Below are 26,428 nucleotides of genomic sequence, written 5' to 3'. Positions count from 1 at the left end.
CCGGATCGAGGCGAGAAAGATGAAAGCAAAGCACCAACGCCTCGTTCTCGTCGTTCTCGCTCTTATTGCGCTAGTTGGTGCATCGCTTCTCGCGGTATACGCGCTGCGCAATCAGGCGAATTATTTCTATCTCCCGGAACAGATAGTTGCCGAACCTCCGGAGCCGGGTCAGGCTGTACGCTTGGGCGGAATGGTCGAAGCTGGCTCGCTCCAGAAGTTGGCTGATGGAGTAACGGTTACTTTTGCGGTGACTGGTCGGGACAACTCTCGCATTCCAGTGCGATATGCCGGAATACTGCCTGACCTGTTTGTTGAAGGTTCCGGTGTGGTTGCCGAGGGGCGCCTCAACAGTGGCGGCACCTTTGTTGCGGACAACCTTCTCGCCAAGCATGATGAAAATTACGTTCCGCGAGAACTGGAAGGGATGAGCGAGCATCAGGCCGCCGAAATGGCGGAAGACACGACGGTTGGACTGGAATGATCGCAGAACTCGGTCTTGCAGCGCTTTGGCTGGCTGCGGCGCTTGCCGTTCTGCAACTATCGTGCGGTGCATTGTCCGTGTGGAGCGGGGCGGATAACGAGATCGCGCAACTGACGCGTCCGGCGGCAATATTGCAGGGCGGATTGGTTGGGACCGCGTTTGGCGCACTGTTGTGGGTTTTCGGCATTACCGATTTGTCGGTGAAGCTGGTGGCGATGAATTCGCACACGATGAAGCCACTCATATTCAAATTATCAGGTGCCTGGGGAAATCACGAAGGCTCGATGCTATTGTGGGTGACGGTAATGGCACTCGCCGGAGCGCTTATCGCGGCGGTCGAGAGGCGACTGCCGGAGCGCACGATGCAGGCGACCCTGGCTGCTCAGGGCTTCGTGGCGCTGGGTTTTTACGCGTTTCTTCTTCTCAGCTCGAATCCCTTCGAACGGCTTGCGCAGCCTGCCCCGGAAGGGTTGGGCCTCAACCCTTTGCTGCAGGATATCGGTCTCGCGCTCCATCCACCGACGCTCTATTTTGGCTATGTCGGTCTTTCAGTGGCTTTCAGCTTCGCCGTCGGTGCTCTCGTGACGAAGCAAGTTACTCCTGCTTTCGCTCGTGCAATGAGGCCGTGGATCCTCGGGGCGTGGACCTTTCTAACGCTCGGCATCGCTGCGGGAAGTTACTGGGCCTACTATGAACTTGGCTGGGGAGGATACTGGTTCTGGGACCCGGTCGAAAATGCCAGCCTCATGCCGTGGCTGGCCGCGACTGCGCTGCTTCATTCAGCTGGCGTCCTCGCCAGCCGCGACGCGTTACGGGTCTGGACGATTATGCTTGGTGTTGTCGCCTTTTCCATGTCGATGCTGGGCACATTTCTGGTTCGTTCGGGCATTCTCACCAGTGTTCATGCTTTCGCCGTGGATCCGGAGCGTGGAAGTTTCATTCTCTTTCTTCTCGCGTTGTACATCGGTGGCGCGCTGTTGCTCTTCGCCTTGCGCGCAGGTTCGATAAGCGAGGGTGAGCGCTTTTCCGTGGCCAGCAAGGAAGGGGCGCTGGTCGTAAACAACGTGATGCTTAGCGCGATCCTTGCCGTTGTTCTTCTAGGTACGCTCTATCCGCTTCTGACCGAAGCGTTCGACATACGCGTGTCCGTGGGGCCGCCGTACTTCAATCCCGTCAGCGCCATTTTTGTCTTTCCTATGTTAGCGGTCATGGCGGTCGGGCCATTGCTCAGGTGGCGTCGGGATAATTGGGGCCGCATATCGCGGGAGCTTGCCCTGACGGCAGCGCTGACGATTGCAGCCATAGGCTTGCTGGCTGTTATCTTCGGCATGGCAGTGTTGCCATTGTTAGGTCTTTCATTCGCCTTTGCTCTAGGGGTCGCGAGCTTCCTCCCGCTGAGGGGTCGAAAACTCACTCGTGTCCCTCTCGCGACATGGGGAATGGTCATCGCGCATTTCGGCATCGCGGTTTCGTTGTTCGGTATGGCTAGTGAGAGCGCATTCTCCGAAGAACGCCTCGCCGCTTTGGAAGAAGGACAGCAGACGTCTGTGGGGCCGTGGCAGGTCCGCCTCGATGGCGTAGAACCAATTGCGGGGCCGAACTGGACCGCGCTCTCCGGACGATTGCTGGCGGCATACAAAGGTGGAGAGGCGGTGGAAATCGAACCTCAGTCCCGCAATTTCTGGGCGCCTCCTCAGCAAACTACAGAGAGCGTTCTGGTGACTCGTTGGAACGGCCAGCTCTACGCCGTCATGGGGGGCGAAGGCGTGGATGGCCGTTGGCAGCTGAGATTGTGGTGGAAGCCGTTCGTCACCTTTATCTGGTATGGCGGACTTCTCATCGCTCTAGGAGGTGCTTTTGCGCTCGTCGGGCGCGTCAGAACCGACGTCAAACGGCGTTCTGCGGAGCGCAGAATTGCCGCACGTCGGCGCGATGAGGAGGCCATGCTATGAGTTGGCGGCTTTGGTTGCCATTCCTGGTGTTTTTCGCCTTCCTCGGCCTCGCAGCGTACCAACTGACCCAGCCGCGCGATGACGTCGTCAAAAGTGCGATGATTGGCGAGGCGTTGCCGTACTTCGACCTCCCGCCGGCGGTGAGCGAGCAGCCGGGAGTGGCCAGTGCGGACTTTTCCGATGGTCGTCCACGGCTTCTCAACATCTGGGCAAGTTGGTGCCTTCCGTGCATTGCGGAAGCACCGCAACTCGAGCAGTTAAAGGAGCAAGGGGCGGAAATCGTAGGCATCGCTATTCGTGACAAACCGGAGGACGTGGCCCGGTTCTTGAGCCAGCACGGTAACCCCTATGCGCGGATTGGTCGTGATGACCTTTCCGAAGTGCAACTCGGGATTGGTTCGTCGGGAGTGCCTGAGACCTTTGTGGTCGATGGAAGTGGCCGGATAACCTATCAACATGTCGGGGATATACGGCCAGAGCAGGTGCCCATATTGCTTGGTGAACTGCGGAAAGCCGAAAGATGAGGCTGGCCTTGGCTCTTCTTGCCGCTTCTTTGGCGATGCCTCTAGCTGCGCAAGGTGAGGTGCCCCCAGCGCCGTATGCCTATCGGCAGTTGGATGACCCGGCTCAGGAAGCACAGGCGCAGGATTTGATGGAGACGCTGCGCTGTCTGAAATGCCAATCACAATCCATTGCGGACAGCGATGCGTCGATGGCGGGCGACATGCGGCATCAGGTGCGTATTCGCATCGCCGCAGGCGAAGAGCCTGAAGCGATCCGGCGCTGGTTGATGGACCGCTATGGCGACTATGTCAGTTACGAACCAGTCATGAGCGCGACAACCTGGCCGCTTTTCGCAGTTCCGGCTTTGCTGGTGGTAATTGCTTTACTGCTGTTCAGTCGGCGGTTTCGGAGGCGCTCGTGAGCTGGATCGCCGTGGTCGCGTTGGCGGTCGGAGCATTTCTGGTTGCAGCCTTTGTCCTGCGAGTGAACAGAGCCGGCTGGACAGTCCTTGGCGCTGCGCTCCTTTTCGGACTGACAGGCTACGCGCTGCAAGGTTCGCCTAATCAACCCGCATCGCCGGGTGAGGCTCAAGAGCAGAACGACGTCGACGGCGAGCTTCTTGTTGAAGCCCGCCGTGAGTTTTTCGATACCACGCAGTTTCCCTCCCGCTGGATCGTCACTGGCGACAGTTATGTGCGGCGTGGCGACTTCGAAGCTGCGTCTGGGTTCTACCGGAACGCTGTAGAGGAGGCGCCGAAAGATCGGGAAGCCTGGCTGGCTTTGGGAATCGCGTTGGTCGAGCATGCCGATGGAAGGCTGACGCCCGCCGCACTCGAGGCATTCGAACGCGCGCAACTTCTCGACCAGGCCAACGGCGGCCCCCGGTATTTTCTGGGGCTGGCCTGGCTGCGGTCCGGCGAGATCGAGCGGACGCGCGAATTGTGGCGGGAAGCTATCGAATCCGCGCCAGTCGATGCGCCATGGCGCGAGTCGCTTTCCCAGAGGCTTGCAAGGCTCGACGAAATCCTTCGCCCTCAGGCAGTGGAAACGCCGGAAAACTAGGCGTGGCGCGCGGCGTGTTGCTCAGCTTGACCCTTACTGCTAATCGCCGCCAGCTTGTGCGGGAGCGTGGCTTCCGTTTCTACAAGGTTTGACGCAATGCGGCAGGTAAAATCCATTCTATGACCGAGGCCCTAGCGCCGATTTCAGAGCCCGAGCGTGGCGGCGACAGCAGTCATGGCAATAGCCATGGCGCGTCAAAGGCCGCACTTGCCTTCGGCGCCATCGGCATCGTGTTCGGGGACATCGGCACGAGTCCGCTTTATGCGTTTCGCGAAACCTTCGCCGGGGCTGCGAATATCGCCATTGACCGGATGCATGTTCTCGGTGTCGTCAGCCTCATATTCTGGTCGATGCTGATCGTCGTATCGATCCAATACGTTACCATTCTCATGCGCGCCGATAACAAGGGGCAGGGCGGTAGCCTTGCTCTTGTCGCCTTGCTGAGCCGCCACATCGGTCGTTCGCAATACGGTTGGTTGGTCGTGCTGCTGGGCGTTTTTGCTACCTCGCTATTTTATGGCGATAGCATGATCACGCCAGCGATTTCCGTACTTTCGGCCGTCGAAGGGCTGACTGTCGTAAATCCAGGTCTGGAATCGCTTGTCATCCCCATCGCCTTGGTCCTGCTGGTGTTCCTCTTCTTCCTGCAGAGCCGGGGGACGGCGAAGGTCGGTGCGTTGTTCGCGCCTGTCATGATCGTTTATTTCGCGACGATCGCTCTCTTGGGCGCAAACCAGATCTGGCAAAATCCAGATATCCTCTGGGCACTCAACCCGTGGTATGCAGTTCAGTTTTTCATTTCTGACGGCGTTATCGCGTTCCTCGCATTGGGCGCGGTGGTACTGGCTGTGACAGGATCGGAGGCGCTTTATTCCGACATGGGCCACTTCGGTCGTGGCCCGATGCGGCTTTCGTGGTTCGGCTTTGTCATGCCATGCCTTTTGCTAAACTATTTCGGTCAGGGAGCCATGATCGCGGGGCTCCCTGCAGAGCAGGCAGCTGAGGTGGTCCGCAATCCCTTCTTCCTGCTGGCGAGCGAGGAATATCGCCTGCCGCTGGTCATCCTCGCAACATTGGCGACGTTCATCGCCAGCCAGGCCGTGATCTCGGGCGCTTTTAGCATCACCCATCAGGCGATGCAGCTTGGCTTCATGCCGCGCATGACCATCCGGCACACGAGCGAAACCGAAAGCGGCCAGATATACATTCCGGTCATCAATTGGGCCCTGATGGTGGCTGTTATCATCCTCGTCCTCACCTTCCAGAACTCGTCCAACCTCGCGAGCGCGTACGGGATCGCTGTGACGGGAGCGGTCACGATCGACACACTGCTGATGGGGGTCCTGTTCGTCGGTGTATGGAAGTGGAAGTGGTGGGTCGCCGCTCCTGTCGTCCTGTTCTTCCTCATCGTAGACGGTGCCTACTTTGCAGCCAATCTGGCCAAGATCCCCGAAGGAGGCTGGTTCCCGCTGGTCGTGGGGCTTGTCGCGTTTACGCTTCTCACGACTTGGGCGCGGGGTCGCAAACTGATGCGGGAGCGGATGCATGAGACTGCATTGCCCATTGAGATTTTCGCGAAGAGTGCCAAGAACTCTGCTGCTCGTGTGCCTGGAACCGCCATCTTCATGGCCAGCCAGACCGCCGGAGTGCCGTCAGCGCTTCTTCACAACATCAAGCACAACAAAGTGCTGCACGAGCGCGTCATTATCCTGACCGTTCTTATCGCCGACGCACCCTATGTGGATGCAACCGAGCGATGCGAAATCCATGACATCGGCGATGGTTTCTACCGCGCAGTGCTGCATTACGGCTTCATGCAGGAGACGAATGTCCCGCAAGGCTTGAAAGAAATGGAACGGTGCGGCGGCGAGTTCGACATGATGCATACCAGCTTCTTCCTTAGCCGCCAGACCCTGTTGCCGAGCAGCAATCCCGGCATGCCGATATGGCGAGAAAAGATTTTTGCCTGGATGCTTCGCAACGCGGCGACTGCGATGGATTTCTTCCGTCTGCCTACCAATCGCGTTGTCGAATTAGGCAGCCAGGTGGAGATCTAAGGTTCGGTCTCAGACGATCCGCGTGTAATCGTTAGGTAAATCACGCCCTCCGTGCTAGTAAGCTCTCGCTGACGTCGAAATTTGCGACGGACTTCGGTTATTTGACGACCGCCGCTTGCCCTTATGGGCCCCGGCGTAAACCAGACGCTGACTTCCTTTCATCGGACGATTTTACGCACGACCCCGCGGCATGTCGCTGCGGGGCACACTTACGCGTTCTTGAAAGGAACCGAACATGAGCAAGACCGGAACAGTCAAATTTTTTAACACCGACAAGGGCTATGGTTTCATCCAGCCCGACGACGGTTCTGCTGACAGCTTCGTACACATTTCTGCAGTTCAGGCCGCTGGCATGCAGACTCTCGATAAAGAGCAGCGTCTCAATTACGAAGTCGAGTCCGGCCGCAATGGCAAGGAAAGCGCCGTAAATCTCTCGGCTGCCGACTGATTCAATCTCGTCGGGTGCCCGCGCAGATCAGCGCGGGCACCCGACATCTAATTCGTGGAGCCATATGATGGCGAACACACAAAGCTATGCCTTTTGCATTTCCCGCGCCGATCAGGCAGCTGAGGAAGCGGCAGGCGCTACACTGGATAACGTCAGGGATCGCGCGTTACGTTCGGAAAAAACGTGGCGTGGTTTGGCTGAGCATGCACGTGGGGTGGCAGAAGAACGCGAGAAGGTTCGCGTCGAGAAGCTTGAGGCGGCGCAGGAGCAGGACTAAGCTCGGGTCAGGTCCTTGGTGAGATAGTGCGAAGAATGGCCCTTAGGGCGGCCTTCCAGCGTAGCCAGCAGATCATAGCCGTGCTTCTCATAAAACGGCTTGGCCTGCCAACTTGTCGTCTCGACAAGAGCCTTTTCGTATCCCTTTGCTCTGGCGAAATCTTCAGCGGCGGCCAATATTTTGGCCCCCGTTCCTCGCCCGCGTGCTGGATCTGATAGCCATAGCAATTCGATGTGTAGCGTATTCCAGTAACAGCTTGCGCGTAGACCTCCGATCAATTCATCTTGTTCATCGGTCGCGATGACATAAAAGCGGATTTCGGCATCATTGGCTTCCAGGTCGACGATCGTGTTACGATTGAAGTCGATGATCCCTTGGCTAAGTGCAGTCCTTACCTCCAGAGTTGGTTTGAGCTCGATTGTGATGGGCATCGACTTCTCAAGCGGTAGGTGGTTCGTCTTCGACGACATCATTCTTATCTTCAAGCGAGAGACCGTGCTTGAGCAGCATGGGGATCTGCGAAAAGGTAAAGAGGAAGGTCAGGGGTAAAAACACCCAGATCTTTGCCCAAAGCCAGCTTTCGAAATTCATGGTCCTCACGAGTATCTCGTTCAAAACGGCGAGGAACAGGAAAAAGAAGCCCCAATTGCGCGAGAGCTTGAGCCAGCCTTCCTGCGTCACTCCTTCGAATGCTGCCTCCAGCAGCACCTGAAGCCAAGCTCGGCCTCGAAGCCAGCCGATGAGCAACACAGCGCCAAACAGCAGATAAATGGCGGTTGGCTTGAACTGGATGAAACGTTCGTCGCGTAGCCAGATTGTGAGGCCACCGAAGCCCACAATTAAGGTGGTCGACAAAATAAGCATCGGGCTGACCTTGCCGAACTTCCACTTGCTGAAAGCCAGGGCGGCAACCGCTGCCACCATGAAGGCCATAGTGCCGTAGATGACCGCGGCGATTTCGCCGAAAGTGGAATCCTCGGGCGGTTGGTAAAACTTATAGACGCCGAGAAAAACCAGCAGAGGGCCATAATCGACTAGGGTATTGAGCCAACCGGTTGGCTTTTTTCCAGCCTCAGTTTCGGTCTTTGTCTCTGTCATCTGTATCGGTTCGTTTCCACAATTCGTTCGGCTGCAACGCAGACTTTATCGGTCCGTTAGAAGCAGCTGCTATGCGATCCCCGCGATGACGCGTGCGACGAGATCGGGATCGAACGGCCGCAGGTCATCGATCTTCTCGCCGACGCCAATGGCATGAATGGGCAACCCGTATTTCTCCGCCGCCTGAACCAGCACGCCGCCTCGCGCGGTGCCATCTAACTTGGTCATCACGAGGCCTGTTACGCCCGCGACCTCCTTGAAGACATCGATTTGGGAAAGAGCGTTCTGGCCATTGGTCGCGTCGAGCACCAAAACTACATCGTGCGGTGCTTCTGGATTAAGGCGGCCTAGGACCTTTCGGATTTTGGCCAGCTCGTCCATCAGTTCTCGCTTGTTCTGCAAACGCCCAGCCGTGTCGACGATAAGCACGTCGGTTCCGATCTCGGTGCCTTTCTTGACGGCATCGAACACGATGCTCGCCGGGTCTCCGCCTTCTGGCCCCCGCACAATGGGCACCCCGACACGGTCGGCCCAAGTCTGAAGCTGACCAATGGCGGCTGCACGAAAGGTGTCTCCAGCGGCTAGCATGACATTGTAGTCATCCTCGACAAAGAGATGCGCAAGCTTGGCGATCGTGGTGGTCTTCCCACTGCCGTTAACGCCGATGACCAAAAGTACTTGAGGCCGCGGAAAGGCAGTGATCTCCAGAGGCTTGGCAACGGGACGCAGAATCGCCGCGATTTCGTCTGCGACCGCCTCCTTCAATTCGTCGGCACTGATTTCCAGACCAAATCTTTTTTCTCTCAGTCGCTCGCGTATCCGAGCAGCGGCGCTTGGGCCGAGGTCCGACATGATCAAAGCATCCTCGACATCGTCGAGAGTTGCATCGTCGAGCTTTGCCTTGGAGACCGCCTCCGTGAGATTTTCGCTCAGGCGGTCGGATGTTTTCTTGAAGCCGCCGAACAGGCGCTCGGTCCAGCTAGGTTTGCTCATGACAGGAGATTGTCCTCGAGGGTCTTGGGCGTCACATTGACAATAGAGCCGCGCGCTGCGCCTTGCGGCAGCGTCACGCGAGCGAATTCAGGGGAATAGCCGGTGCCGTCTGCTTCCGCGAGTACTTCCAGCGGTTTTCCCAAAAGAGATGGCAGCCATTCGCTTCGCTGCTTCGCGACTTGAGCGCGCAATTCTGCGGCACGTCGTTTTACCGAAAGCCGATCGACCTGCGGCATCCGCGCGGCAGGAGTGCCGGGACGGACGGAATAAGGAAAGATATGTCCATGGACGATATCGAGATCACGGATGATCGAAAGATTGGCTTCGTGGTGATCTTCGCATTCGGTTGGAAACCCTGCAATTAGATCTGCACCGAGGGCAACTTCGGGCCGCCGGGCTTTCAGGCGTCTGACGAGATCAAGTGCGTCGGCGCGGCTGTGCCGGCGCTTCATTCGCTTGAGGATGAGATCGTGGCCATGCTGAAGGGACAGGTGGATATGCGGCATGATGCGACGCTCCCCCGCGAATAGCTCGAAAAGCTGATCGTCTACCTCTATGCCATCGATGGACGACATTCTTATTCGGCGAAGTGCCGGGAAGGCATGCAGAACTGCTGTCACCAATGCGCCGAGTTTTGGACTGCCCGGCAGATCGTGACCCCATGAAGTTACGTCCACCCCGGTCAGCACGACTTCGGCAGATCCTGCCTCAAGGTGCGTCTCTATCTCCCGCAAAACTTGGGCAATTGGAAGGGATCGGCTTTGGCCGCGACCTTGAGGAATGACACAAAAAGTGCACGCATGATCGCAGCCGTTTTGAACCGCGACGAAAGCGCGGGTGTGAAGCGCTGCTACGGGGGGCGCTTTTGCCGGAACATTCCACGCACGCGGGTCGAGCTTCGCCGCGTTGGCGATCAGGCCGTCTACTTCGGGCATGGCGCCGAGCTGTTCACGTTCTATATCGGCCGCACACCCGGTTACAAGAAGTCTAGCCTCGGGATTGGCCTTGCGTGCCTTGCGAATTGCTTGCCGCGTCTGGCGGACCGCCTCGCTTGTCACCGCACAGCTATTGACCACGACGAGGTTATCCTCCCCCGCCAACATGGTGCGAATGCGCTCGCTTTCGGAAAGATTGAGGCGGCAACCCAGTGAGACCACTTCCGGCACCTTTTGAGGCGCGTTCATGCGTAATCTTCCCATTCGAAGGTGCCGCGAAAGCTCTCGCTTGCAGGTCCTGTCATTCGTATTGCAGAACCCATCTGCCATTCGATCTGCAAATCACCGCCTGGCAGACCAACGGTTACTGAGCTGTCGACGAGTTTGCGGCGCATGGCGTGGACGGCTGTTGCGCAAGCCCCTGTGCCACAGGCGCGGGTTAGTCCGGCTCCCCGTTCCCACACACGCAGGCGGATACGGCCAGGGCTTTCGACGGTAGCAACGTTCACGTTGACCCGTTCGGGAAAAAGCGGGTCATTTTCAATTTCGGGACCAAGGCGTTCAAGCGGAACCGCATCACAGTTATCGACGAACGAAATCACGTGGGGATTGCCGACGCTGACCGCGCCTGGCGTATCGAGTGGTCCCCACCCAACCGGCATTGAGAGAGTGTCCATTGGATAGGCCAGCGGGATCGCATCCCATTCGAAGCGCGGCTGGCCCATATCCACGCTGGCACCGCCATCGGTTGGAGAGGCGATCAGAATGCCGGCCTGCGTTTCGATTCGGGCTTCCTCGCCGTGGATTAACGCAACCGCCCGGGTAGCATTTCCACAAGCGCCCACTTCGCCGCCATCGGAGTTGAAGATCCGCATGCGGATATCCGCTTGGTCGCTCCTCTCGAGCAGCACCAGTTGGTCGCACCCTATTCCGGTGTGCCGATCGGCAAGTGCCGACGCCATCCGGTTCGTTATGCGCGGCAGAGCCTCTTTGCGCGCATCCAATACAATGAAGTCATTGCCGAGACCGTGCATCTTGATGAAGGGAACGCGCATGATTTTGCGCATCTAGGTGGTGGGATCGAATAGGTCCAGTCTCAGCCGGCACGTACGTCGCTATCGAGAATTCGGTTGCTCGCACTTTCCATCGCGCCTTCATTTCCTCGGTTAGAGGATTTTGGTTCCCCGACCGCCAGAAGGCCGATGGCCTCAAGTCGCGTCAAGACCTGGCTCGCAGGTTCGGGGCGACCATAGTGATAGCCTTGCCCCTTCATATTGCTCCACTGTTTCAGAGCGGAAAGAACCTCAGCATTTTCAATACCCTCTGCGGTAATCGGTAGCTTGAGCCCATTGCTCATCGATACAATGGCATTCACCAGCTGGTCGCCATGTTCCTCGGCACCGAGCTCGCCGATGAAGCTGCGATCGATTTTCAAACGATCAAATGGCAGACTGCGCAACTGCGATATGCTGGCATATCCCGTGCCGAAATCATCAAGGCTGACCCGTACTCCCTGATTGCGAAGAGACGTTATCATGGATCTGACCATGCCTAGATTCTCGTGCAGGCAAGTCTCGGTTATTTCGATCTCAAGCCGATGTGCTGGGAAGCGATGCTTCAGAAGCATCTTGAGTATTTTCTGAGCAAACCAAGGATCACGCATCTGCACGGGCGAAATGTTGACCGACAGCGTGATCGAGGGGTGCCATTTTTTCGCATCCTCGAATGCCGCGACGATCAGCCGTTCGGACATCACCGAGATGACACCGATTTCCTCGGCAATCGGGATAAAAATGTCGGGGCCCACTAAGCCCATGTCAGGCGATTCCCACCTTGCTAGCATCTCGAAACCGACGATTTCGCCAGTATCGAGATCGATTTGCTGCTCGTAATAAGGAACAAACTCGCCGTTGTGGATTCCGCGTCTAATACCGGCTTCGAGTTCGTTACGGAACCTAAGGTCGTTTTCCATGGCCATTTCGAACCAGCAGTATCGGTTTTTGCCATGCTTTTTGGCATGATACATGGCGATATCCGCTTTATGCATCATGCTTTGTGCGCGCATATCGATATCTGCGTCTGTTGCCTGGAGAGATGTCGAGACCCCGATCGACACCGAGATTTCGATCGCAGCGTCCTTGTAAAGGACCGGGCGAGCGACCGTTTCAACCATTCTGCCCAGGACTGGATTTAGATGATCTTCAGCGGATCCAGTGAAAGGCACCGCGCATATGAACTCGTCTCCGCCAAGACGGGCGATGCATGAGTTATCGGGAAGAAGCGCTGCAATACGCGACGATACCTCGCGCAACACACTATCTCCAGCCGCATGACCGTTAAGATCGTTCACCTGCTTGAAATTGTCGATATCGATCGCAATCGTAGCGATTTGCTGCTCGAACTTGCTGCTCTCAAGCCAGGCTTCCATCCTCGCGACAAAACTGCGTCTGTTTAGACAGGCCGTCAGGTCGTCCAGGCCGGCCTGCCGACGAGCTTCTTCCTCCGATTCTCGACGCAATTCTAGTTCAGTGCTGAGCGCCTTGTATCTGTCCCATCCCAAAAGAATCAGAGCAATATTTAGGAGCAATGCATTGGTCAGAAGAAATTCTGATCCCGTCGACTGCAGATGGCCCGAGCGCATAAGCTCCGGCAGTACCGAGCCTGCCGAGGCGACGAAAACCACGATCGCAGAAAGCGCAATCACTAAGGACACGATGTTGCCCCCGCTCTTGGCGGCACATTGGCTTCCCGTCGGCCTCTGGTCTTTGGCGGTGCTCTGGTCAGGATTGAAATGCTGCGACAAAATGATCCCCGATAAGCCAGTAGTGCCGTGATAGGCTGTGCTGCCTAAAAACCGGTTAATCCGTTCGCATCCCCGCTCGAGGTGGAAAAGCCCTGCGTGTCTCGCTAGGCGTCGAAACAGATCGCAATCACAAGAGAAAATCACATGGCGCGCTATTGGCTAATGAAGTCGGAGCCTTTCAAATACAGTTGGGACGATCTCGTCGCTGAGAAAGAGGGAACCTGGGACGGCGTTCGAAACCACCGTGCCAAGAACAATCTCGCAGCGATGGAAGTTGGAGATCAGGCTTTCTTCTACCATTCCCGCGAGGGTTTGGAGATCGTCGGCATCTGTGAAGTAAGTGTTTCCGGTATTACGGACCCGACCGATCCCGAAGGCAAATGGGCGGCGGTCAAGATCGTCCCGAAAACCAAGCTGCCCCATCCAGTTTCCCTGAAGCAGATCAAGGCAGAGCCACAGCTTGAGGACTGCGAACTGGTGAAGCTATCGAGGCTCTCCGTCGCAGAAATAAAGCCTGAGGAATGGTCGATCATCCTCGAAATGGCCGGTATATAAACTTTGTCGCTCCAAGTAATCGCTTGGCCGCAAGTTTAGGAACTCACACTCGCCCGTTACAGTTGAATTGTTGTGAAGCGCATCTTTGCAGATGGGCAAAATAATGGAGACGACAAATGGGCGAACTGAGCGAAAAGGCCAAAGGTAATGCCAACGAAGCTTCCGGCAATGTGAAGCAGGCTGTAGCCGACGCGACCAACAATCCGAAACTTGATCGCGAAGGCAAGCAGCAAGAAGCCAAAGGCGAAGCCCAGCAATTCAAGGGCGAAGTCGAAGGCAAGCTGGGCAACGACATCTAACCCAGCGTTCTAGAATAACAGCGAAAAAGGCCGTCTCTCACTGTAGAGGCGGCCTTTCTTGCGTTTTCAACTACCTCGCAATCCGCTCACCGTGGCGCCGCTTGCCGCGAGTTGTTCGATATCGATCTTACCATGGATCAGGCGAAGCCCTGCGAGCCCTTGGGCCTCCACCAGCGCATCCTTGAATTCGTCGGTCGTTCCAACTGTAGCTGACCAAGCGCCGTAGGCTGATGCCAGCGCTGCAAAGTCGGGGTTCAGCAGTCTGGTTCCGCTGATCCTTTCCTCACCAGGGAATTCGCGTTCCTGATGCATGCGGATGGTCCCATAGGCTGCGTTATCGATCACGAGCACAAGCATGTTGGCGCCGTGTTGAACTGCAGTCGCCAGTTCCTGTCCGTTCATCAAGAAATCACCGTCTCCGGCGACTGCGACGACCGTCCTCTGCGGATAACGCAGTGCTGCTGCGACGGCTGCCGGAACGCCATACCCCATGGCGCCGCACGTTGGGGCGAGCTGGGTCGGATACCCGTCATACCGCCAGTACCGGTGCCACCAGCCGGCGAAATTTCCCGCACCGTTGCAGATGATCGCGTCGGCCGGCAGGGTGTCGCGCATGAACTGGACGCACTGGCCCATGTCGAGCGGATGGTCTGTCGGGTGCGCGGTCGCCCATTCTTCCCATTCAGAGTGAGCCTGGGCGCCAGCATCGAAATCGATCGGGTCGCTGTCGTCCCACAAGGCCGCGCTCTCGGCAAACTCCGCCATATCGGAACAGATCGCGAGATCGGCCGGGTAAACGCTGTTCAGCTCACTGGCGTCGGGATAAACGTGGATCAGCTTGCGATCTTCCGCGACGAGCGGGGGAACGGTGTAACCATCGGTCGTTGCTTCGCCGAGCCTTGCGCCGACCGCGAGAACGAGATCCGCTTTCTTGACCCGGGCGACAAGCTTTGGATTGGGGCCATAGCCCAGATTGCCTGCATAAACGCGGCTCGATGGCGAAATGGCGTCCTGTCTGCGGAACGCCGTGGCGACGGGGATGCCCAGCCGTTCTGCGAACAGCTGGAAGTATTCGCGTGCCTTGGAGTTCCAGCCTGCGCCCCCGACGACAGCGACCGGAGATGCCGCATCGGCGATCATCGCCATCATCGCCTGCATGGCATCGGGGCAGGGCGCCTGGGCGGGCCTTTCCACGCGGGCTCTTGGCCGGGCATCGGTATCCCGCCCGAGCATGTCTTCGGGCAAAGCCAGCACCACGGGTCCCGGCCTTCCCGAGATTGCCGTGGCATAGGCGCGGGCGACATATTCGGGAATGCGATCGGCGCTGTCGATGCGCGCGGCCCATTTCGCGATCGGTCCGAAGAAGGCAGCGAAATCCACCTCCTGAAACCCTTCGCGATCCCGCATCTCGCTATCCACATCGCCGACGAACAGGATCATCGGCTGCGAATCCTGCATGGCGACATGTACGCCGATACTGGCGTTCGTGGCGCCGGGGCCACGGGTCACGAAAGCCACGCCCGGCCGCTGGGTCATCGCGCCATCTGCGCAGGCCATCATCGCGACGCCGCCTTCCTGTCGGCAGGTTACGAGATTGATCGTGTCCTGCTGTCCCAATGCATCCAGCACCTGAAGGAAGCTTTCGCCCGGGACGGTGAAGATACGCTCGCACCCCTGCTCGATCAGGCAATCGACGAGGAGCTTGGCGGCGGCAGGAGTAGGGCGCTTGGTCATGCACCTGCGGTTAGCCGCGCCGCGCCTGCCGTGCAATCGCCCGCCTGGCAATCTCCATTCAAGATAGCGGGGGAAGAGGGCTGTCCCGTTTTGGGAACGCCCGATTTCGCCGGGAAACCTATGGTTAAAAAAGCGTTAAAGCCTATGTTATGAGACGCGCCCTTGTCCTCACGAGTGAAGGTGCCCGGCATTGGATGCGGGCCCAGATTCCTCATCGCCGGGCGTTCTTCGCCGACATGCCAACACCCGCAAGCTTCGACTGGAAGCTTACCGCGAGCGATGTTCGCGGCGTCGCGACGACCTATTTCGCCACGCTGGTGGCGGTGCTCGCCTTCCTGATCTAGCCCGCGGCGGCGGCACTTGCCGCAGCTTCCCGCTCTGCCAGCAGCAGCTTGCGCCCCAGCCATGCCGAAAAGAGGCACATGGCGGCGCTGATGAGCACCTGCTCCACGATCGGAACCCCGGCTGCGCTCATGGCCATCGCCAGCAGCGATCCGCCGACCATGGCTCCCGAGTTGACGATGTTGTTCGCCGCGATCGTGCGCGATGCCTTTTCGGGCGAGGCGCGCGTGGTCAGAAACGCATAGAGCGGCACCACGAACATCCCGCCCGCGATTGCCACGCCCAGCAGGCACAGCAGGATCAGGCTGGCCATGGGCCAGGCGAGAAACCCGCCGACGTTCAGCAATTGCGTGGGCTGGTCGGTTTCCCACACCTTGCACACGGCATAGAAGGCCACGACGAAAGCTCCCATCGCGATCACCGATTGCGGTGCATAGCGCGCCGAAACCTCGCCCTTGAGGAGAGCCCCCACGGCGACCGAACCGATCGCCACGCCGATCGAGAAGACGACGAGGAACAGGCTGGCCACTTCCTTGCTGGCCATCAGCACGTTCTTGGCGAGCGGGGGGAACTGGATGAACAGCACCGCCCCGATGGTCCAGAAGAAGCTGATGGCGAGAATGGCATAGTAGATTTCGCGATTGTGCATCGTTTCGCGGATCAGCCGGTTCGATGCGCGCAGGATATGCCAGTCCAGCGCCTCCACCTCGCCCTGGGCCGGGGCAGGGGGCACCTGCCGGCTGACGAGATAGCCTGCGATCGAGGTGATGATGATGCCGATCGCGGCCACTTCGACCGGGATCCACCCGGCGAGGATCGTGCCCGCAAGAATGGCGATATAGGTACCCGCTTCGACCAGCCCCGTGCCGGCGAGGACTTCCTCCCGTTTGAGATGCTGGGGCAGGATGGCGTATTTGATCGGCCCGAGAAAGGTCGACTGGATGCCGGTCATGAACAGCGCCAGCAGCATCAGGATGATCGGGAAGGTCGTCTGGATACCGAACAGGCTCACCGGCAGATCGTAACCGCGCCAGGCGAGATAGAGACCGCTCGCCCCGATCAGCATGAGCAGGATTTCGAAGGCCTTCACCCGGCGGATGATCATCGCCTTGTCGCGCATGTCCGCCAGTTGTCCGGCCAGCGCCGACAGGACGAAGAAGGGCAGGATGAACAGGCCCGATGCGACGGCGGAGAACATGCCTTCCGCTTCTTCCGATTCGTAGATCTGATAGACCACGAACAGGACCATGGCGGTCTTGTAGAGATTGTCGTTGAAGGCATTGAACAGCTGGGTCACGAACAGCGGCAAGAACCGCCGGGACCGCAGCAAATGTGTGCTTGTGAACATGAACCCCCGGGAAGAACCCTTCCGTTTGGCTGCCCTTCGTAGAGACATCGCCGCAGCGGACAAGCCTGCATTGTTTCTTTTGCGGTAAGACGTTTGCCGTTAGGGGAGGGCCCCGATGCTGAACTTGCCCAACATTCTCACCCTGTCGCGGATCGTCGCGATTCCCTTGCTGGCCTTCCTGCTGTGGTGGCCGGGCTGGGCAAGCGGCTATCTGATGGCCTTTGCGCTGTACTGCGCCATGGGCATCACCGACTATTTCGACGGCTATCTGGCCCGCACGAGCGGCACGGTCTCCAAGCTCGGCATCTTCCTCGATCCGATCGCGGACAAGATCATGGTCGCGGCGGTCATCCTCGTGCTCGCGGCACAGGGCGTGCTGCGCGGGCCCTATGTCGGCGATGCGCATGTCATCGCCGGGCTGATCATCCTCATGCGCGAGATCGCGGTTTCGGGCCTGCGCGAATTCCTCGGCGGCCTGCAGGTCTCCGTGCCGGTCAGCCGGCTGGCGAAATGGAAGACGACCTTCCAGTTGCTCGCGCTCGGCTCGCTGATCCTGGGCCAGGGCCTGCCCGGCTGGAACATGACGGTGGGCGCGGTCGAGGCGAATATCCCGCATACGGTAGGCCTGATCACGCTGTGGGCTGCTGCCGTGATGACGGTGGTGACCGGCTGGGATTATCTGCGAGTCGGCCTGAAGCACATGGACTGACCGTGTGACACCGACCGGGGGTTTTGCAAAAACTCTTCCATTCCCGGTAAGCGCGGTCTTCTGCCGCTGGCAGCGATTTTCAGCCGCATCGGTTGTCAACTTCCGCTTGCGGTGAAATCCGGCCGATCTGGTCCCGTCAGCAGTAAGGGAAATTTCCGTCGGGGCGAGCGCGGCCAGCATGCTGGGATGGCTGGCAGAAAACCGGCGTGTAGGAAAACGGGTTTTGCGGGCGGCAGTGGGGCGCCCGGGAACCGCGCATATTTCAATCTTTCATCGCGATGGCCTGAACTTTCACTCTCGCGTCAAATGGCAGGCGGGCGGCCTCGTAAATCGTGCGGGCCGGGGGATGGGCAAACAGCTCTGCGTAAAGCGCGTTGACCTCGGGCAAATCGTCGAGGTCCGCGAAGGCTATGTCCACGTAGACGATTTCATCGCTCGCAAAGCCTGCTTCGCGAGCGATCGCAAACACCAGTTCGAATGCGCGGGCCGCCTCCTCACGCGCACTGCCCCGCCGATAGCCGTCGTCATAGACCGCCAGTTGGCCGGAGATGTGGCAGGTCTTGCCTACAACCACGGCGTTCGAGATGGGCGACGGCGATTTCGGCACACCGGGCACATCGACAATATAGCGGCGCTTGGCCATTCGGGTGATCCTTGTCATGATTGGCAAGGGCAGTGCTCTTCACCTTGCGGGTTTTCGCGGACACCGTACTTTGACGCGATCGCAACCTTACAGACGATCTCTCGCCCAATCGACCATGGTTTTGCCGTGCCGGGCAGAAAGTATTTCGAAGAAATCGTCCAACGTATCCGCCCGGCGCGAGTATACCTCGCGCAGGATAGCGTCGATGGCACCGCGTCCGATCCTGTCTTCCAGCGCGAAGAGCATTGCCGGGCCGCGATTATAGAGCAGCGCCTGCCTATCGCCGGTGAACCCATCGCTTTCGAGCAATGAGGAATCGATCCTTTCCGACCTTGCCCGCATCCGCTCGCGTTGCCGCTCCAGCCACTCGGCACCCCAGAGATCGCCGCCGTGACGCTTGGCCAGATATTCGGCGATCGATTCCGAAAGGAATTCGTCGGGTGTAGCGGGAGCGCCGCGCGACCACCACAGATGCGCGACCTCGTGATTGAGCGTGTCCAACTGGACCTGCAAATCGGATTCGTCGAGGACGATGAAATCGTTTCCCGCGACGTATGCCTGCTGCGGATATGTCGGCTCGACCTCGGGCCCCGGATAGATGATTTTTATTGCGCCGGTTGAGAGGGCGGGAGTGCCCAGGAAAGTGCGATATGCCTCGAATGCCTGCTCTAGACCCGTGAGAATAGAGTCGGTCTTGGCCGTGCGGCGCGCAGTATAGACCGCACCCATCAGGCCATCGCCGATCTCACGCTCGGCAATCGTCCAGCTATCGGACGCCGCGAAAGTGATCCGAGTGTTGACGATACCCGGCGACGACAAGCGCCACTTTCCATCGCCGACGCGGTCATACCGACCCGGACCGACGACATCGAATTTCGGCGGGAGGTCGAGCGATAGGGTGTAGCGGATGTCGGGTTCATCGTACCAGACCGGATACCACAGGGCGTCTGCGCTGAGTTCCGTCCAGAGTGGAGAAACGATGCCTCGGCCCATCTCGAAACTCTCGGTCGTGAGCCTGCCGGAATAAGCGAGTGCGATCTGCAGATGATCGCCTGGTTCCATGGGTTGGGCCAGTGCTATGAGCATGCGCTGGGTGCGGGGCAGCGGGTAGGTCCCAAAGGTAATGCCGTTTTCCGTCTGCATTTCCGCTTCACGACTGAACGAAATCTGTTCGATACGAAGTTGTCCGTTGAGCAGCATCTCGATCTCGGCGGTTCTTTTGTCGGCGACGATATCTATCGTCCCCGTAACCGAGAGGGCACCGGACGCTGGATCGAGCGCAGCCGTGAGGTCGTAGTGGTTGGCGTTGTCGGATTGGGCGTTCGCAGATGTGCTGAGCGCGACGAGAGCGGCGAGCGCCAGACGCGCAAACTTTGTTCGCTTGCCGGTCAGGCCTGAACACGCCGTATTGGGGCGCTGCGCAATCCCTTTCATGAAGAACTTTAGCTCCGCACTGTTTGTCATCAATCAGCGGCACGGGTGCCCAACACTCGCGTCGGAACCTGCCAGCCTGTTTTATACGGGGCTCTACAACCATCAAGCGCAAATCTAGGCTTAGCAGAGGGTGACGCAGGTTGGTCTTGACCGGAGTGATAAACAGAACGATTATGGATCGTAGCTGTTTCATATATTCAGGAACTCCTATGGGTCTCGTCAAAATTAATGAAGACCTGCATGAGCAGGTGCGGGCCGCCAGTGCTGTCATGTGCCGGTCGATCAATGCGCAGGCCGAGTTCTGGATGAAGATCGGGCGGCTGGCGGAGGCCAATCCCACGTTGTCGTTCAACGAGATCGTCTCGCAGCAGCTTGCGCTGGCGAGCGAGGATGGGGGCGCGGCCCGCGAGGCGGCCTGACATGGTCAAGACACCGGACGAAATCGCGCTGATGCGGGCCTCCGGGCGCCTGCTGGCATCGGTGTTCGAGATGCTCGACGAGCTGGATCTGGAAGGCATGTCGACCATGCAGATCAACGATCTGGTCGAACGGTTCATTCGCGAGGATCTGCAGTCTCGGCCTGCCAGCAAGGGGCAGTACGGCTTTGCCTATGTCCTGAACTGCTCGATCAATGAGGAGGTCTGCCACGGCGTGCCTTCGGCGAGCAGGTTCGTGCGGGACGGCGATATCATCAATCTCGACATCACGCTGGAAAAGGACGGTTTCATCGCCGATTCCAGCAAGACCTACATGGTCGGCAATGCCTCGTCGCAGGCCCGGCGGATCGTCAGGATCGCGCAGGAAGCCATGTGGGCGGGCATCCGGCAGGTCCGGCCGGGCGCGCATCTGGGCGATGTGGGCTTCGCGATCGAAAAGCACGCCAAGAAGAACGGCTGTTCGGTGGTGCGCGAATATTGCGGCCACGGGATCGGGCGCGAAATGCATGAGGACCCGCAAGTGCTCAATCACGGAAAGCCGGGCCGGGGCCTGCGCCTGCGCGAAGGCATGACCTTTACCATCGAGCCGATGGTCAATCTGGGCAGCGCGCGCACCAAGACGCTGGACGATGGCTGGACCGTGGTAACGAAGGACGGCAAACTGTCCGCCCAGTTCGAGCATACGGTGGCCGTGACGAGCGACGGGGTCGAAGTGCTGACCCTGCGGCAGGACGAGCGGGTCTGAGCTCTTCCGCGGCGCGGCGCCTGCTAGCCCGCGCGCAATTCCTCGGCCAGCAGTTCGAAATCGTCGCGGCGGGGGGAATTCTTGCGCCAGATCAGCGCGATCTCGCGGCTTGCCTGGCTCGATTTCAGGGGTCGCGCCACGACTTCCGTGCCATTGAGAATGCCGGCGTCCACGGCCATTTCGGGCAGCATGGTCAGGCCCAGACCATTGTCGACCATCTGCACCAGCGTATGCAGGCTGGTGCCGATCATGGTGGTCGAACCGCGCAGTTCGGACCGGTTGCAGGCGGCCAGCGCGTGATCCTTGAGGCAGTGCCCGTCTTCCAGCAGCAGCAGGCGGCCATCGTCGATCATGTCGGCGGTGACCGAGGCGGGCGGATCGCGGGGATCGTCCTTGGGGAATGCGACATACAGCGGATCGTCGGCGATATGCGCCTTCTCCACCTCGCCCGTGGCGAAGGGCAGGGCGAGCAGAACGCAATCGACCCGTCCGTGCTGCAGCGATTCCACCGCGTCATGGCTGGTTTCCTCGCGCAAGAAGAGTTCCAGATCGGGCCGTTCGCGGCGCAGGCGCGGCAGGAAGCGCGGCAGCATGAAGGGCGCGATGGTTGGGATCACGCTCATGCGCAGCTGACCGGCGAGCGGCTTGCCCGCGGCCTGGACCAGATCGGCCAGTTCCTCGGTCTCGCGCAGCACGCGGTGCGCCTTGTCGACCACCTGATTGCCCAGCGCCGTGAACCGCACCACGCGGCGGCTGCGCTCGACCAGCGTCACGCCGAGCAGCGATTCCAGCTCGCGAATGCCCGCCGACAGCGTCGATTGCGACACGAAGCTGGCATCGGCGGCGCGGCCGAAGTGCCCGTGTTCGTGCAGGGCGACGAGATATTGCAGCTGCTTGAGGGTGGGGAGGTAGGTGCTCACTACTCGGCCCCAACCTCGCTGGCGGTGATCACTTCGTCCTGCGCTGCGGCCATCATCCCGGCGCGCACATCGTCGACATGAGTCATCAGCAGGCGGCCATCCTTCACGGCGAAGGCGAGCCGGCCTTCGACCAGTTCGAGCGCGTCCTTGCCGAACACTTCATAGCGCCAGCCTTCGAGGATCGGCAGCTTGCGTACGCCAGCGGCCAAGGCCTCCATCTCGTCGGCACGGGTGAGCAGGCGCGAGGCCACGTCGATCTCGCGCGCACGGATCTTGAGCAGCAGCTTGAGCAGGTCGGCCACCAGTGCGCCTTCCTTGCCCAGCGGCGCACCGCGCTTGGGCTTGTCGGGCATTTCGTCCTTCGGCAGCGGTTCGGCCTTTTCGAGCACTTTCATCAGACGCTTGCCGATGTCATTGTCTTTCCACGCATTCGACAGGCCGCGGACCTTGGTGAGGTCGGCCTGTTTCTTGGGCGGATGGCTGGCGATATCGGCCAGCGTTTCGTCGCGCATGATGCGGCCGCGCGGGATGTTCTTGTGCTGGGCTTCGGTTTCGCGCCAGGCGGCCAGCCCCTTGAGCCGGCCGAGGACGGTGGGATTGCGGCCGGGCGAGCGGATGCGTTTCCAGGCGATTTCGAGGTCGTTGGCATAGTTCGCCGGATCGGCCAGCTTGTCCATCTCCGCATCGAGCCAGACGCCGCGCCCCGTCTTGATGAGCTTGGCGAGGATCTTGGGGAAGATCTTGGAAAGATGGGTCACGTCGCCGATGGCGTATTCGATCTGGCGATCGGTCAGCGGGCGGCGGCTCCAGTCGGTGAAGCGCGCGCCCTTGTCGACCGTGATGCCGAGCCAGCTTTCGACCAGATTGGCATAGCCGATCTGTTCGTTCTGGCTGATCGCCATCATCGCGATCTGGGTGTCGAAGATGGGATGGGGCGTCTTGCCGGTGAAATTGTAGACGATTTCCACATCCTGCCCGCCGGCGTGGAAGACCTTGAGGACCTCCTCGTTCTCGCACAGCAGGTCCCACAGCGGGGTGAGGTCGATATCGTCGGCCAGCGGATCGATCGCCGCGGCTTCTTCCTCATTGGCGATCTGCACGAGGCAGAGTTCCGGCCAATAGGTGTTTTCGCGCATGAACTCGGTGTCGACGGTGACGAAGTCGCTTTTCGCCAGGCGCTCGCACAGCTCGGCGAGAGTGTCGGTGTCGGTAATCAGATCGTGTATTTTCATCGTATCATTTCTGTCTGTCGAGCGGAGTACCGCTCCCGCACCGCGAGCGAACTTGACAAAAGCCCGCTGGTGCCCTGTTAGCGCGCGCGATTCCGAGTTAAGGAGCCGCCACGCCCGCGCCCTTAGCGCCATACATCCTAAATTGGAAAGAATTCCAGATGCACGCCTATCGTACCCACACCTGCGCACAGCTGACCAAGGACAATGTCGGCGACACCGTTCGCCTGTCGGGCTGGGTGCACAACAAGCGCGACCACGGCGGCGTGCTGTTCGTCGACCTGCGCGATCATTACGGCATCACCCAGATCGTCGCCGATAGCGACAGCCCCGCGCTGCCGGTGCTGGAAAAGCTGAAGCTGGAATCGGTGGTCACCATCGACGGCACGGTGAAGGCGCGTGACGAAGTGGCGGTGAACAAAAATCTGCCGACCGGCGAGATCGAGGTCTTCGCCCGCCAGGTGGAAATCCAGAGCCGCGCCGAGGATTTGCCGTTGATCGTCAACCAGGCGGAAGACTATCCGGAAGAAACGCGCCTCAAATACCGCTTTGTCGACCTGCGCCGCGAGCGCGTGCATAACAACATCATGCTGCGCAACCGGGTCATCACCAGCCTGCGCCAGCGCATGATCGCGCAAGGCTTCAGCGAATTCCAGACCCCGATCCTGGGCGCATCCAGCCCCGAAGGCGCGCGCGACTATCTGGTGCCGAGCCGCCTGCATCCGGGCAAGTTCTACGCGCTGCCGCAGGCACCGCAGATGTTTAAGCAGCTGCTGATGGTGGCCGGTTTCGACCGCTATTTCCAGATTGCGCCCTGTTTCCGCGACGAAGACCTGCGCGCCGACCGCAGCCCCGAATTCTACCAGCTCGATTTCGAGATGAGCTTCGTGACGCAGGAAGACGTCTTCCAGGCCATCGAACCGGTGCTGGCCGGCGTGTTCGAGGAATTCTCGGGCGGCAAGACGGTGACGCCTGCGGGCGAATTCCCGCGCATTCCCTATGCCGAAGCGATGCTGAAATACGGCAGCGACAAACCCGATCTGCGCAACCCGCTGATCATCAGCGACGTCACCGATCATTTCACCACTTCGGGCTTCGGCCTGTTCGAGAAGATCGTGGGCGGCGGCGGCCGCGTGCGCGTGGTCCCGGCCCCGAACACGCATGAAAAGAGCCGCAAGTTCTTCGACGAGATGAACGACTGGGCTCGCCGCGAAGGCTTCGCCGGGCTCGGCTACGTCACCCGCAAGGGCGGCGAATTCGGCGGCCCGATCGCGAAGAACCACGGCACCGAAGGGATGGAAAAGCTCTATGCCGAACTCGGCCTGGGCGGAAACGACGGCCTGTTCTTTGCCGCTGGCAAGGAGAAGGACGCGGCCAAGCTGGCCGGTGCCGCGCGTACACGCGTGGCCGAGGAGCTGGGCCTGATCGAGGAAGGCTGCTTTAAGTTCTGCTGGATCGTCGACTTCCCGATGTTCGAATATGACGAAGACGCCAAGAAGGTCGATTTCAGCCACAACCCCTTCTCCATGCCGCAGGGCGAGATGGAAGCCCTGGAAACCAAGGACCCGCTGGATATCCTCGCATGGCAGTACGACATCGTCTGCAACGGTTACGAGCTGTCTTCGGGCGCCATCCGTAACCACCGCCCGGACATCATGTACAAGGCTTTCGAGATCGCCGGTTACAGCCAGGAAGATGTCGACGCGAACTTCAGCGGCATGATCGAGGCCTTCAAGCTGGGCGCACCGCCGCATGGCGGCTCGGCACCGGGTATCGACCGCATAGTGATGCTGCTGGCCGACGAGCCGAACATCCGCGAGGTGATCGCATTCCCACTCAACCAGAAAGCGCAGGACCTGATGATGGGCGCGCCGAGCGTGGTCGCTCCGAACCAGCTGCGCGATGTGCATGTCCGTCTGGCCCCCAGCGCGCTCGAAGCACAGAAGAATGCGAGCGCTGCGGAAAAGACTGACATGAACTCCGAAGCCACCAAGCGTGACGCTCCGCCAGAAGGCTGATCGCCGCCGCTCCCAAGGCTGAAGCCTATGGGTAGGTCCGATTGACGATGAAAGCGTCGCCCCGGCAGTTGCCGGGGTTGCGCGCCCATGTGATTTTCTCGTCGATCGTGTTGTAGCCGCCCTGGAAACGGGCCGCGCTGCCCAGCGCAATCCGGGCACCTCCATTTTCCTTGGGCAGGACGATCACGCCGCCTTCGAGCCGCGTGCCGAGAGGCATGATCAGATTGACGGGCGGCTGAACCTCTCCGCCTAGGACCGGCTCGATAATCAGGCAGCAATCGATCAGGTCCACTTGGCCTTCCACAGTCGCCCCCAGATCGATCCCGGCATATTCATAGCTGGGAAAAGGGGGCGGGGCAGGCGTCATGGCGCAACCGGTGAGCGCGGCGATGTTCGGAGCGAGCGAAAACGATAGGCGCATTCTCAGCGAACGCTTTGCACACGAAAAAGGGCGCGAAGCCTATGCTCCGCGCCCTCCTTCAAACGACTACTCGGTGATCAGTCGTATTGCTTCGAAATCATGTCGCCGAACCGGTCGCCTTCGCAGATTTCATTATAGCACTGCTGCACGATCGCACGTTCCTGCGCTTCGAGCTGATCGCCGTTGAGCGCCTTTTCGAACTTGCCCTTGATGTAGTCTTCGCCTTCCTCGACGCGCTCTGCCGCTGCTTCGTCATCGCTTTCGAATGCCGAGGTTATGCTCTGCCACATTTGGTGCGCTTCGCCAGTCAAGGTGCCCTTGGTCACGAGCTCGTCGCCCTGACGCTCCAGCTCGGCGTTCATCTGGCGCAGCGTGGCTTCACGCTGGATGCCGCGCTGCTGTAGCGCCTGCTTGAGCTGGGGATTGTTGGCTTTTTCACCTGCCTGGCGATAGCCTTCGACCGAATCGAAGGTGGTGTCGGTAAGGCTCTTGAAGGTTGTGGTAGCCATTGAAATGTCTTCCTTTTTCGAAATGGGTATTGCACACTCAATGCTCAAAAGCGCCAATGGGTTCGGTGAAGGAGACGAGTTGCCCTTGCGCTGCGCTGCGGCGTTGACTAGGGCGATGGCCAACTATCAAACCCCCAAGACTGAGAGGGAAAAGAATGAGCGATACTGCCGACCGCGTGCAGAAGATTGTCGTCGAGCATCTCGGCGTCGAGGCCGACAAGGTCACCCAGGAAGCCAGCTTCATCGATGATCTGGGCGCAGACAGCCTCGACATCGTCGAACTGGTGATGGCGTTCGAAGAAGAATTCGGCGTGGAAATCCCCGACGATGCGGCTGAGAAGATCACCACCGTCGGCGATGCGACCAAGTATATCGAAGAGCATAAGGGCTAAGCCCCAAGCTTTTCACGACCCGTACCTTGCGTGCGGGACTGGACAGGCCCGACCCTGACGATGGGCCGGGCCTGTTGTCTTTT

General features: G+C 59.5%; 30 protein-coding genes. 16 read left to right on the top strand and 14 right to left on the bottom strand.

Annotated features, from left to right (window positions below; all coding sequences use genetic code 11):
- Nucleotides 1-19 precede the first annotated feature (19 nt).
- The 8 genes from ccmE to K3175_RS02885 all read left to right on the top strand — a co-directional run bounded on the left by ccmE (nucleotide 20) and on the right by K3175_RS02885 (nucleotide 6,781).
- Nucleotides 20-481, top strand: coding sequence for a cytochrome c maturation protein CcmE (gene ccmE, locus K3175_RS02920; RefSeq protein ID WP_221541858.1), 462 nt, complete (start codon nucleotides 20-22; stop codon nucleotides 479-481).
- Nucleotides 478-2,433 carry a heme lyase CcmF/NrfE family subunit gene (locus tag K3175_RS02915; protein WP_221541857.1) on the top strand — a complete coding sequence of 652 codons (1,956 nt, stop codon included), beginning with the start codon at nucleotides 478-480 and terminating at the stop codon, nucleotides 2,431-2,433. Before ccmE ends, K3175_RS02915 begins: the two co-directional genes overlap by 4 nt.
- Nucleotides 2,430-2,957: a DsbE family thiol:disulfide interchange protein gene (locus tag K3175_RS02910; protein ID WP_221541856.1), complete on the top strand. Its 528-nt coding sequence runs from the start codon at nucleotides 2,430-2,432 to the stop codon at nucleotides 2,955-2,957. The genes K3175_RS02915 and K3175_RS02910 overlap by 4 nt, the downstream gene beginning before the upstream one ends.
- Nucleotides 2,954-3,358: a cytochrome c-type biogenesis protein gene (locus K3175_RS02905; protein ID WP_221541855.1), complete on the top strand. Its 405-nt coding sequence runs from the start codon at nucleotides 2,954-2,956 to the stop codon at nucleotides 3,356-3,358. The genes K3175_RS02910 and K3175_RS02905 overlap by 4 nt, the downstream gene beginning before the upstream one ends.
- Nucleotides 3,355-3,999, top strand: a complete 645-nt coding sequence (locus K3175_RS02900) for a tetratricopeptide repeat protein (RefSeq protein ID WP_221541854.1) — start codon at nucleotides 3,355-3,357, stop codon at nucleotides 3,997-3,999. Before K3175_RS02905 ends, K3175_RS02900 begins: the two co-directional genes overlap by 4 nt.
- Before the next feature lie 119 nt (nucleotides 4,000-4,118).
- Nucleotides 4,119-6,056 carry a potassium transporter Kup gene (locus K3175_RS02895; RefSeq protein ID WP_221541853.1) on the top strand — a complete coding sequence of 646 codons (1,938 nt, stop codon included), beginning with the start codon at nucleotides 4,119-4,121 and terminating at the stop codon, nucleotides 6,054-6,056.
- Nucleotides 6,057-6,291: 235 nt separating this feature from the next.
- Nucleotides 6,292-6,504 (top strand): cold-shock protein, encoded by a 213-nt coding sequence (locus tag K3175_RS02890; RefSeq protein WP_221541852.1) that lies wholly within the window; start codon nucleotides 6,292-6,294, stop codon nucleotides 6,502-6,504.
- A 64-nt stretch (nucleotides 6,505-6,568) separates the two neighbouring features.
- Nucleotides 6,569-6,781: a hypothetical protein gene (locus K3175_RS02885; protein WP_247710624.1), complete on the top strand. Its 213-nt coding sequence runs from the start codon at nucleotides 6,569-6,571 to the stop codon at nucleotides 6,779-6,781.
- On the opposite strand, the gene K3175_RS02880 is transcribed toward K3175_RS02885, so the two are convergent.
- The 6 genes from K3175_RS02880 to K3175_RS02855 all read right to left on the bottom strand — a co-directional run bounded on the left by K3175_RS02880 (nucleotide 6,778) and on the right by K3175_RS02855 (nucleotide 12,610).
- The gene (locus tag K3175_RS02880; protein ID WP_221541851.1) at nucleotides 6,778-7,212 is read right to left on the bottom strand and encodes a GNAT family N-acetyltransferase; all 435 of its coding nucleotides are present in this window, start codon (nucleotides 7,210-7,212) and stop codon (nucleotides 6,778-6,780) included. The genes K3175_RS02885 and K3175_RS02880 overlap by 4 nt on opposite strands.
- 7 nt (nucleotides 7,213-7,219) lie before the next feature.
- Entirely contained in the window at nucleotides 7,220-7,879 is a 660-nt protein-coding gene (locus tag K3175_RS02875) for an inner membrane-spanning protein YciB (RefSeq protein ID WP_221541850.1), read from the bottom strand.
- 69 nt (nucleotides 7,880-7,948) lie between these two features.
- Nucleotides 7,949-8,872, bottom strand: coding sequence for a signal recognition particle-docking protein FtsY (gene ftsY, locus K3175_RS02870; protein ID WP_221541849.1), 924 nt, complete (start codon nucleotides 8,870-8,872; stop codon nucleotides 7,949-7,951).
- The gene (locus K3175_RS02865; protein WP_221541848.1) at nucleotides 8,869-10,056 is read right to left on the bottom strand and encodes a MiaB/RimO family radical SAM methylthiotransferase; all 1,188 of its coding nucleotides are present in this window, start codon (nucleotides 10,054-10,056) and stop codon (nucleotides 8,869-8,871) included. Before K3175_RS02865 ends, ftsY begins: the two co-directional genes overlap by 4 nt.
- Entirely contained in the window at nucleotides 10,053-10,862 is an 810-nt protein-coding gene (dapF, locus tag K3175_RS02860; protein WP_221541847.1) for a diaminopimelate epimerase, read from the bottom strand. Before dapF ends, K3175_RS02865 begins: the two co-directional genes overlap by 4 nt.
- 41 nt (nucleotides 10,863-10,903) lie before the next feature.
- Nucleotides 10,904-12,610, bottom strand: coding sequence for a putative bifunctional diguanylate cyclase/phosphodiesterase (locus K3175_RS02855; protein ID WP_221541846.1), 1,707 nt, complete (start codon nucleotides 12,608-12,610; stop codon nucleotides 10,904-10,906).
- A gap of 144 nt (nucleotides 12,611-12,754) precedes the next feature.
- Between K3175_RS02855 and K3175_RS02850 the strand changes: the two genes are divergently transcribed.
- Together K3175_RS02850 and K3175_RS02845 are read left to right on the top strand one after the other, a co-directional pair.
- Nucleotides 12,755-13,165, top strand: a complete 411-nt coding sequence (locus tag K3175_RS02850; protein ID WP_221541845.1) for an EVE domain-containing protein — start codon at nucleotides 12,755-12,757, stop codon at nucleotides 13,163-13,165.
- A gap of 116 nt (nucleotides 13,166-13,281) precedes the next feature.
- Nucleotides 13,282-13,464, top strand: coding sequence for a CsbD family protein (locus K3175_RS02845; RefSeq protein WP_221541844.1), 183 nt, complete (start codon nucleotides 13,282-13,284; stop codon nucleotides 13,462-13,464).
- Between the two features lie 66 nt (nucleotides 13,465-13,530).
- On the opposite strand, the gene K3175_RS02840 is transcribed toward K3175_RS02845, so the two are convergent.
- Nucleotides 13,531-15,198 (bottom strand): thiamine pyrophosphate-binding protein, encoded by a 1,668-nt coding sequence (locus K3175_RS02840; RefSeq protein ID WP_221541843.1) that lies wholly within the window; start codon nucleotides 15,196-15,198, stop codon nucleotides 13,531-13,533.
- Nucleotides 15,199-15,392: 194 nt separating this feature from the next.
- Between K3175_RS02840 and K3175_RS02835 the strand changes: the two genes are divergently transcribed.
- Nucleotides 15,393-15,542, top strand: a complete 150-nt coding sequence (locus K3175_RS02835) for a hypothetical protein (protein ID WP_221541842.1) — start codon at nucleotides 15,393-15,395, stop codon at nucleotides 15,540-15,542.
- Here the strand turns inward: K3175_RS02835 and K3175_RS02830 are convergent.
- Entirely contained in the window at nucleotides 15,539-16,888 is a 1,350-nt protein-coding gene (locus tag K3175_RS02830) for an MFS transporter (RefSeq protein WP_221541841.1), read from the bottom strand. The two genes, K3175_RS02835 and K3175_RS02830, sit on opposite strands and share 4 nt — an antisense overlap.
- A 115-nt stretch (nucleotides 16,889-17,003) precedes the next feature.
- On the opposite strand from K3175_RS02830, the gene pgsA reads away from it, so the two are divergent.
- On the top strand, nucleotides 17,004-17,597 hold the full coding sequence (pgsA, locus tag K3175_RS02825) for a CDP-diacylglycerol--glycerol-3-phosphate 3-phosphatidyltransferase (RefSeq protein WP_221541840.1): 594 nt from the start codon (nucleotides 17,004-17,006) through the stop codon (nucleotides 17,595-17,597).
- 262 nt (nucleotides 17,598-17,859) lie between these two features.
- Here the strand turns inward: pgsA and K3175_RS02820 are convergent, their stop codons facing one another.
- Both K3175_RS02820 and K3175_RS02815 read right to left on the bottom strand, forming a co-directional pair.
- Nucleotides 17,860-18,240 carry a RidA family protein gene (locus K3175_RS02820; RefSeq protein ID WP_221541839.1) on the bottom strand — a complete coding sequence of 127 codons (381 nt, stop codon included), beginning with the start codon at nucleotides 18,238-18,240 and terminating at the stop codon, nucleotides 17,860-17,862.
- A gap of 87 nt (nucleotides 18,241-18,327) precedes the next feature.
- Nucleotides 18,328-19,674 (bottom strand): M1 aminopeptidase family protein, encoded by a 1,347-nt coding sequence (locus K3175_RS02815; RefSeq protein ID WP_221541838.1) that lies wholly within the window; start codon nucleotides 19,672-19,674, stop codon nucleotides 18,328-18,330.
- Nucleotides 19,675-19,883: 209 nt separating this feature from the next.
- On the opposite strand from K3175_RS02815, the gene K3175_RS02810 reads away from it, so the two are divergent.
- Both K3175_RS02810 and map read left to right on the top strand, forming a co-directional pair.
- Nucleotides 19,884-20,093, top strand: coding sequence for a ParD-like family protein (locus K3175_RS02810; protein WP_221541837.1), 210 nt, complete (start codon nucleotides 19,884-19,886; stop codon nucleotides 20,091-20,093).
- Nucleotide 20,094: 1 nt separating this feature from the next.
- On the top strand, nucleotides 20,095-20,856 hold the full coding sequence (gene map, locus K3175_RS02805; RefSeq protein WP_221541836.1) for a type I methionyl aminopeptidase: 762 nt from the start codon (nucleotides 20,095-20,097) through the stop codon (nucleotides 20,854-20,856).
- 23 nt (nucleotides 20,857-20,879) lie between these two features.
- Here map and K3175_RS02800 read toward each other — a convergent pair whose 3' ends face one another.
- On the bottom strand, nucleotides 20,880-21,776 hold the full coding sequence (locus tag K3175_RS02800) for a hydrogen peroxide-inducible genes activator (RefSeq protein ID WP_221541835.1): 897 nt from the start codon (nucleotides 21,774-21,776) through the stop codon (nucleotides 20,880-20,882).
- Nucleotides 21,776-23,008 (bottom strand): ribonuclease D, encoded by a 1,233-nt coding sequence (gene rnd / locus K3175_RS02795; protein WP_221541834.1) that lies wholly within the window; start codon nucleotides 23,006-23,008, stop codon nucleotides 21,776-21,778. The genes K3175_RS02800 and rnd overlap by 1 nt, the downstream gene beginning before the upstream one ends.
- 158 nt (nucleotides 23,009-23,166) lie before the next feature.
- On the opposite strand from rnd, the gene aspS reads away from it, so the two are divergent.
- Nucleotides 23,167-25,023, top strand: coding sequence for an aspartate--tRNA ligase (gene aspS / locus K3175_RS02790; protein WP_221541833.1), 1,857 nt, complete (start codon nucleotides 23,167-23,169; stop codon nucleotides 25,021-25,023).
- Nucleotides 25,024-25,048: 25 nt separating this feature from the next.
- Here the strand turns inward: aspS and K3175_RS02785 are convergent, their stop codons facing one another.
- Together K3175_RS02785 and K3175_RS02780 are read right to left on the bottom strand one after the other, a co-directional pair.
- The gene (locus K3175_RS02785) at nucleotides 25,049-25,444 is read right to left on the bottom strand and encodes a hypothetical protein (RefSeq protein ID WP_221541832.1); all 396 of its coding nucleotides are present in this window, start codon (nucleotides 25,442-25,444) and stop codon (nucleotides 25,049-25,051) included.
- Between the two features lie 77 nt (nucleotides 25,445-25,521).
- Nucleotides 25,522-25,953 (bottom strand): ferritin-like domain-containing protein, encoded by a 432-nt coding sequence (locus K3175_RS02780; RefSeq protein WP_221541831.1) that lies wholly within the window; start codon nucleotides 25,951-25,953, stop codon nucleotides 25,522-25,524.
- 155 nt (nucleotides 25,954-26,108) lie between these two features.
- Here K3175_RS02780 and K3175_RS02775 point away from each other — a divergent pair, with 155 nt between their 5' ends.
- Nucleotides 26,109-26,345 (top strand): acyl carrier protein, encoded by a 237-nt coding sequence (locus K3175_RS02775; RefSeq protein ID WP_006834437.1) that lies wholly within the window; start codon nucleotides 26,109-26,111, stop codon nucleotides 26,343-26,345.
- Nucleotides 26,346-26,428: the final 83 nt, after the last annotated feature.

The sequence above is a fragment of the Qipengyuania aestuarii genome, from assembly GCF_019711535.1.
Lineage (GTDB): Bacteria > Pseudomonadota > Alphaproteobacteria > Sphingomonadales > Sphingomonadaceae > Qipengyuania > Qipengyuania aestuarii.
Note: the sequence above shows the minus strand (reverse complement) of the source record. Positions and strands in the feature narration are given on the sequence as shown.

Excerpts from the sequence above, each read along its gene's own strand:
- K3175_RS02820 (WP_221541839.1), bottom strand. The coding sequence starts at position 18,240 with ATGGCCAAGCGCCGCTATATTGTCGATGTGCCCGGTGTGCCGAAATCG.
- K3175_RS02850 (WP_221541845.1), top strand. The coding sequence starts at position 12,755 with ATGGCGCGCTATTGGCTAATGAAGTCGGAGCCTTTCAAATACAGTTGG.
- K3175_RS02895 (WP_221541853.1), top strand. The coding sequence starts at position 4,119 with ATGACCGAGGCCCTAGCGCCGATTTCAGAGCCCGAGCGTGGCGGCGAC.
- K3175_RS02915 (WP_221541857.1), top strand. The coding sequence starts at position 478 with ATGATCGCAGAACTCGGTCTTGCAGCGCTTTGGCTGGCTGCGGCGCTT.
- K3175_RS02885 (WP_247710624.1), top strand. The coding sequence starts at position 6,569 with ATGATGGCGAACACACAAAGCTATGCCTTTTGCATTTCCCGCGCCGAT.
- K3175_RS02880 (WP_221541851.1), bottom strand. The coding sequence starts at position 7,212 with ATGCCCATCACAATCGAGCTCAAACCAACTCTGGAGGTAAGGACTGCA.
- K3175_RS02865 (WP_221541848.1), bottom strand. The coding sequence starts at position 10,056 with ATGAACGCGCCTCAAAAGGTGCCGGAAGTGGTCTCACTGGGTTGCCGC.
- K3175_RS02845 (WP_221541844.1), top strand. The coding sequence starts at position 13,282 with ATGGGCGAACTGAGCGAAAAGGCCAAAGGTAATGCCAACGAAGCTTCC.
- K3175_RS02835 (WP_221541842.1), top strand. The coding sequence starts at position 15,393 with ATGCGGGCCCAGATTCCTCATCGCCGGGCGTTCTTCGCCGACATGCCA.
- K3175_RS02810 (WP_221541837.1), top strand. The coding sequence starts at position 19,884 with ATGGGTCTCGTCAAAATTAATGAAGACCTGCATGAGCAGGTGCGGGCC.
- aspS (WP_221541833.1), top strand. The coding sequence starts at position 23,167 with ATGCACGCCTATCGTACCCACACCTGCGCACAGCTGACCAAGGACAAT.
- K3175_RS02815 (WP_221541838.1), bottom strand. The coding sequence starts at position 19,674 with ATGAAAGGGATTGCGCAGCGCCCCAATACGGCGTGTTCAGGCCTGACC.
- map (WP_221541836.1), top strand. The coding sequence starts at position 20,095 with ATGGTCAAGACACCGGACGAAATCGCGCTGATGCGGGCCTCCGGGCGC.
- K3175_RS02875 (WP_221541850.1), bottom strand. The coding sequence starts at position 7,879 with ATGACAGAGACAAAGACCGAAACTGAGGCTGGAAAAAAGCCAACCGGT.
- rnd (WP_221541834.1), bottom strand. The coding sequence starts at position 23,008 with ATGAAAATACACGATCTGATTACCGACACCGACACTCTCGCCGAGCTG.
- dapF (WP_221541847.1), bottom strand. The coding sequence starts at position 10,862 with ATGCGCGTTCCCTTCATCAAGATGCACGGTCTCGGCAATGACTTCATT.
- K3175_RS02785 (WP_221541832.1), bottom strand. The coding sequence starts at position 25,444 with ATGCGCCTATCGTTTTCGCTCGCTCCGAACATCGCCGCGCTCACCGGT.
- K3175_RS02780 (WP_221541831.1), bottom strand. The coding sequence starts at position 25,953 with ATGGCTACCACAACCTTCAAGAGCCTTACCGACACCACCTTCGATTCG.
- K3175_RS02905 (WP_221541855.1), top strand. The coding sequence starts at position 2,954 with ATGAGGCTGGCCTTGGCTCTTCTTGCCGCTTCTTTGGCGATGCCTCTA.
- K3175_RS02910 (WP_221541856.1), top strand. The coding sequence starts at position 2,430 with ATGAGTTGGCGGCTTTGGTTGCCATTCCTGGTGTTTTTCGCCTTCCTC.
- K3175_RS02840 (WP_221541843.1), bottom strand. The coding sequence starts at position 15,198 with ATGACCAAGCGCCCTACTCCTGCCGCCGCCAAGCTCCTCGTCGATTGC.
- pgsA (WP_221541840.1), top strand. The coding sequence starts at position 17,004 with ATGCTGAACTTGCCCAACATTCTCACCCTGTCGCGGATCGTCGCGATT.
- ftsY (WP_221541849.1), bottom strand. The coding sequence starts at position 8,872 with ATGAGCAAACCTAGCTGGACCGAGCGCCTGTTCGGCGGCTTCAAGAAA.
- K3175_RS02775 (WP_006834437.1), top strand. The coding sequence starts at position 26,109 with ATGAGCGATACTGCCGACCGCGTGCAGAAGATTGTCGTCGAGCATCTC.
- K3175_RS02830 (WP_221541841.1), bottom strand. The coding sequence starts at position 16,888 with ATGTTCACAAGCACACATTTGCTGCGGTCCCGGCGGTTCTTGCCGCTG.
- ccmE (WP_221541858.1), top strand. The coding sequence starts at position 20 with ATGAAAGCAAAGCACCAACGCCTCGTTCTCGTCGTTCTCGCTCTTATT.
- K3175_RS02890 (WP_221541852.1), top strand. The coding sequence starts at position 6,292 with ATGAGCAAGACCGGAACAGTCAAATTTTTTAACACCGACAAGGGCTAT.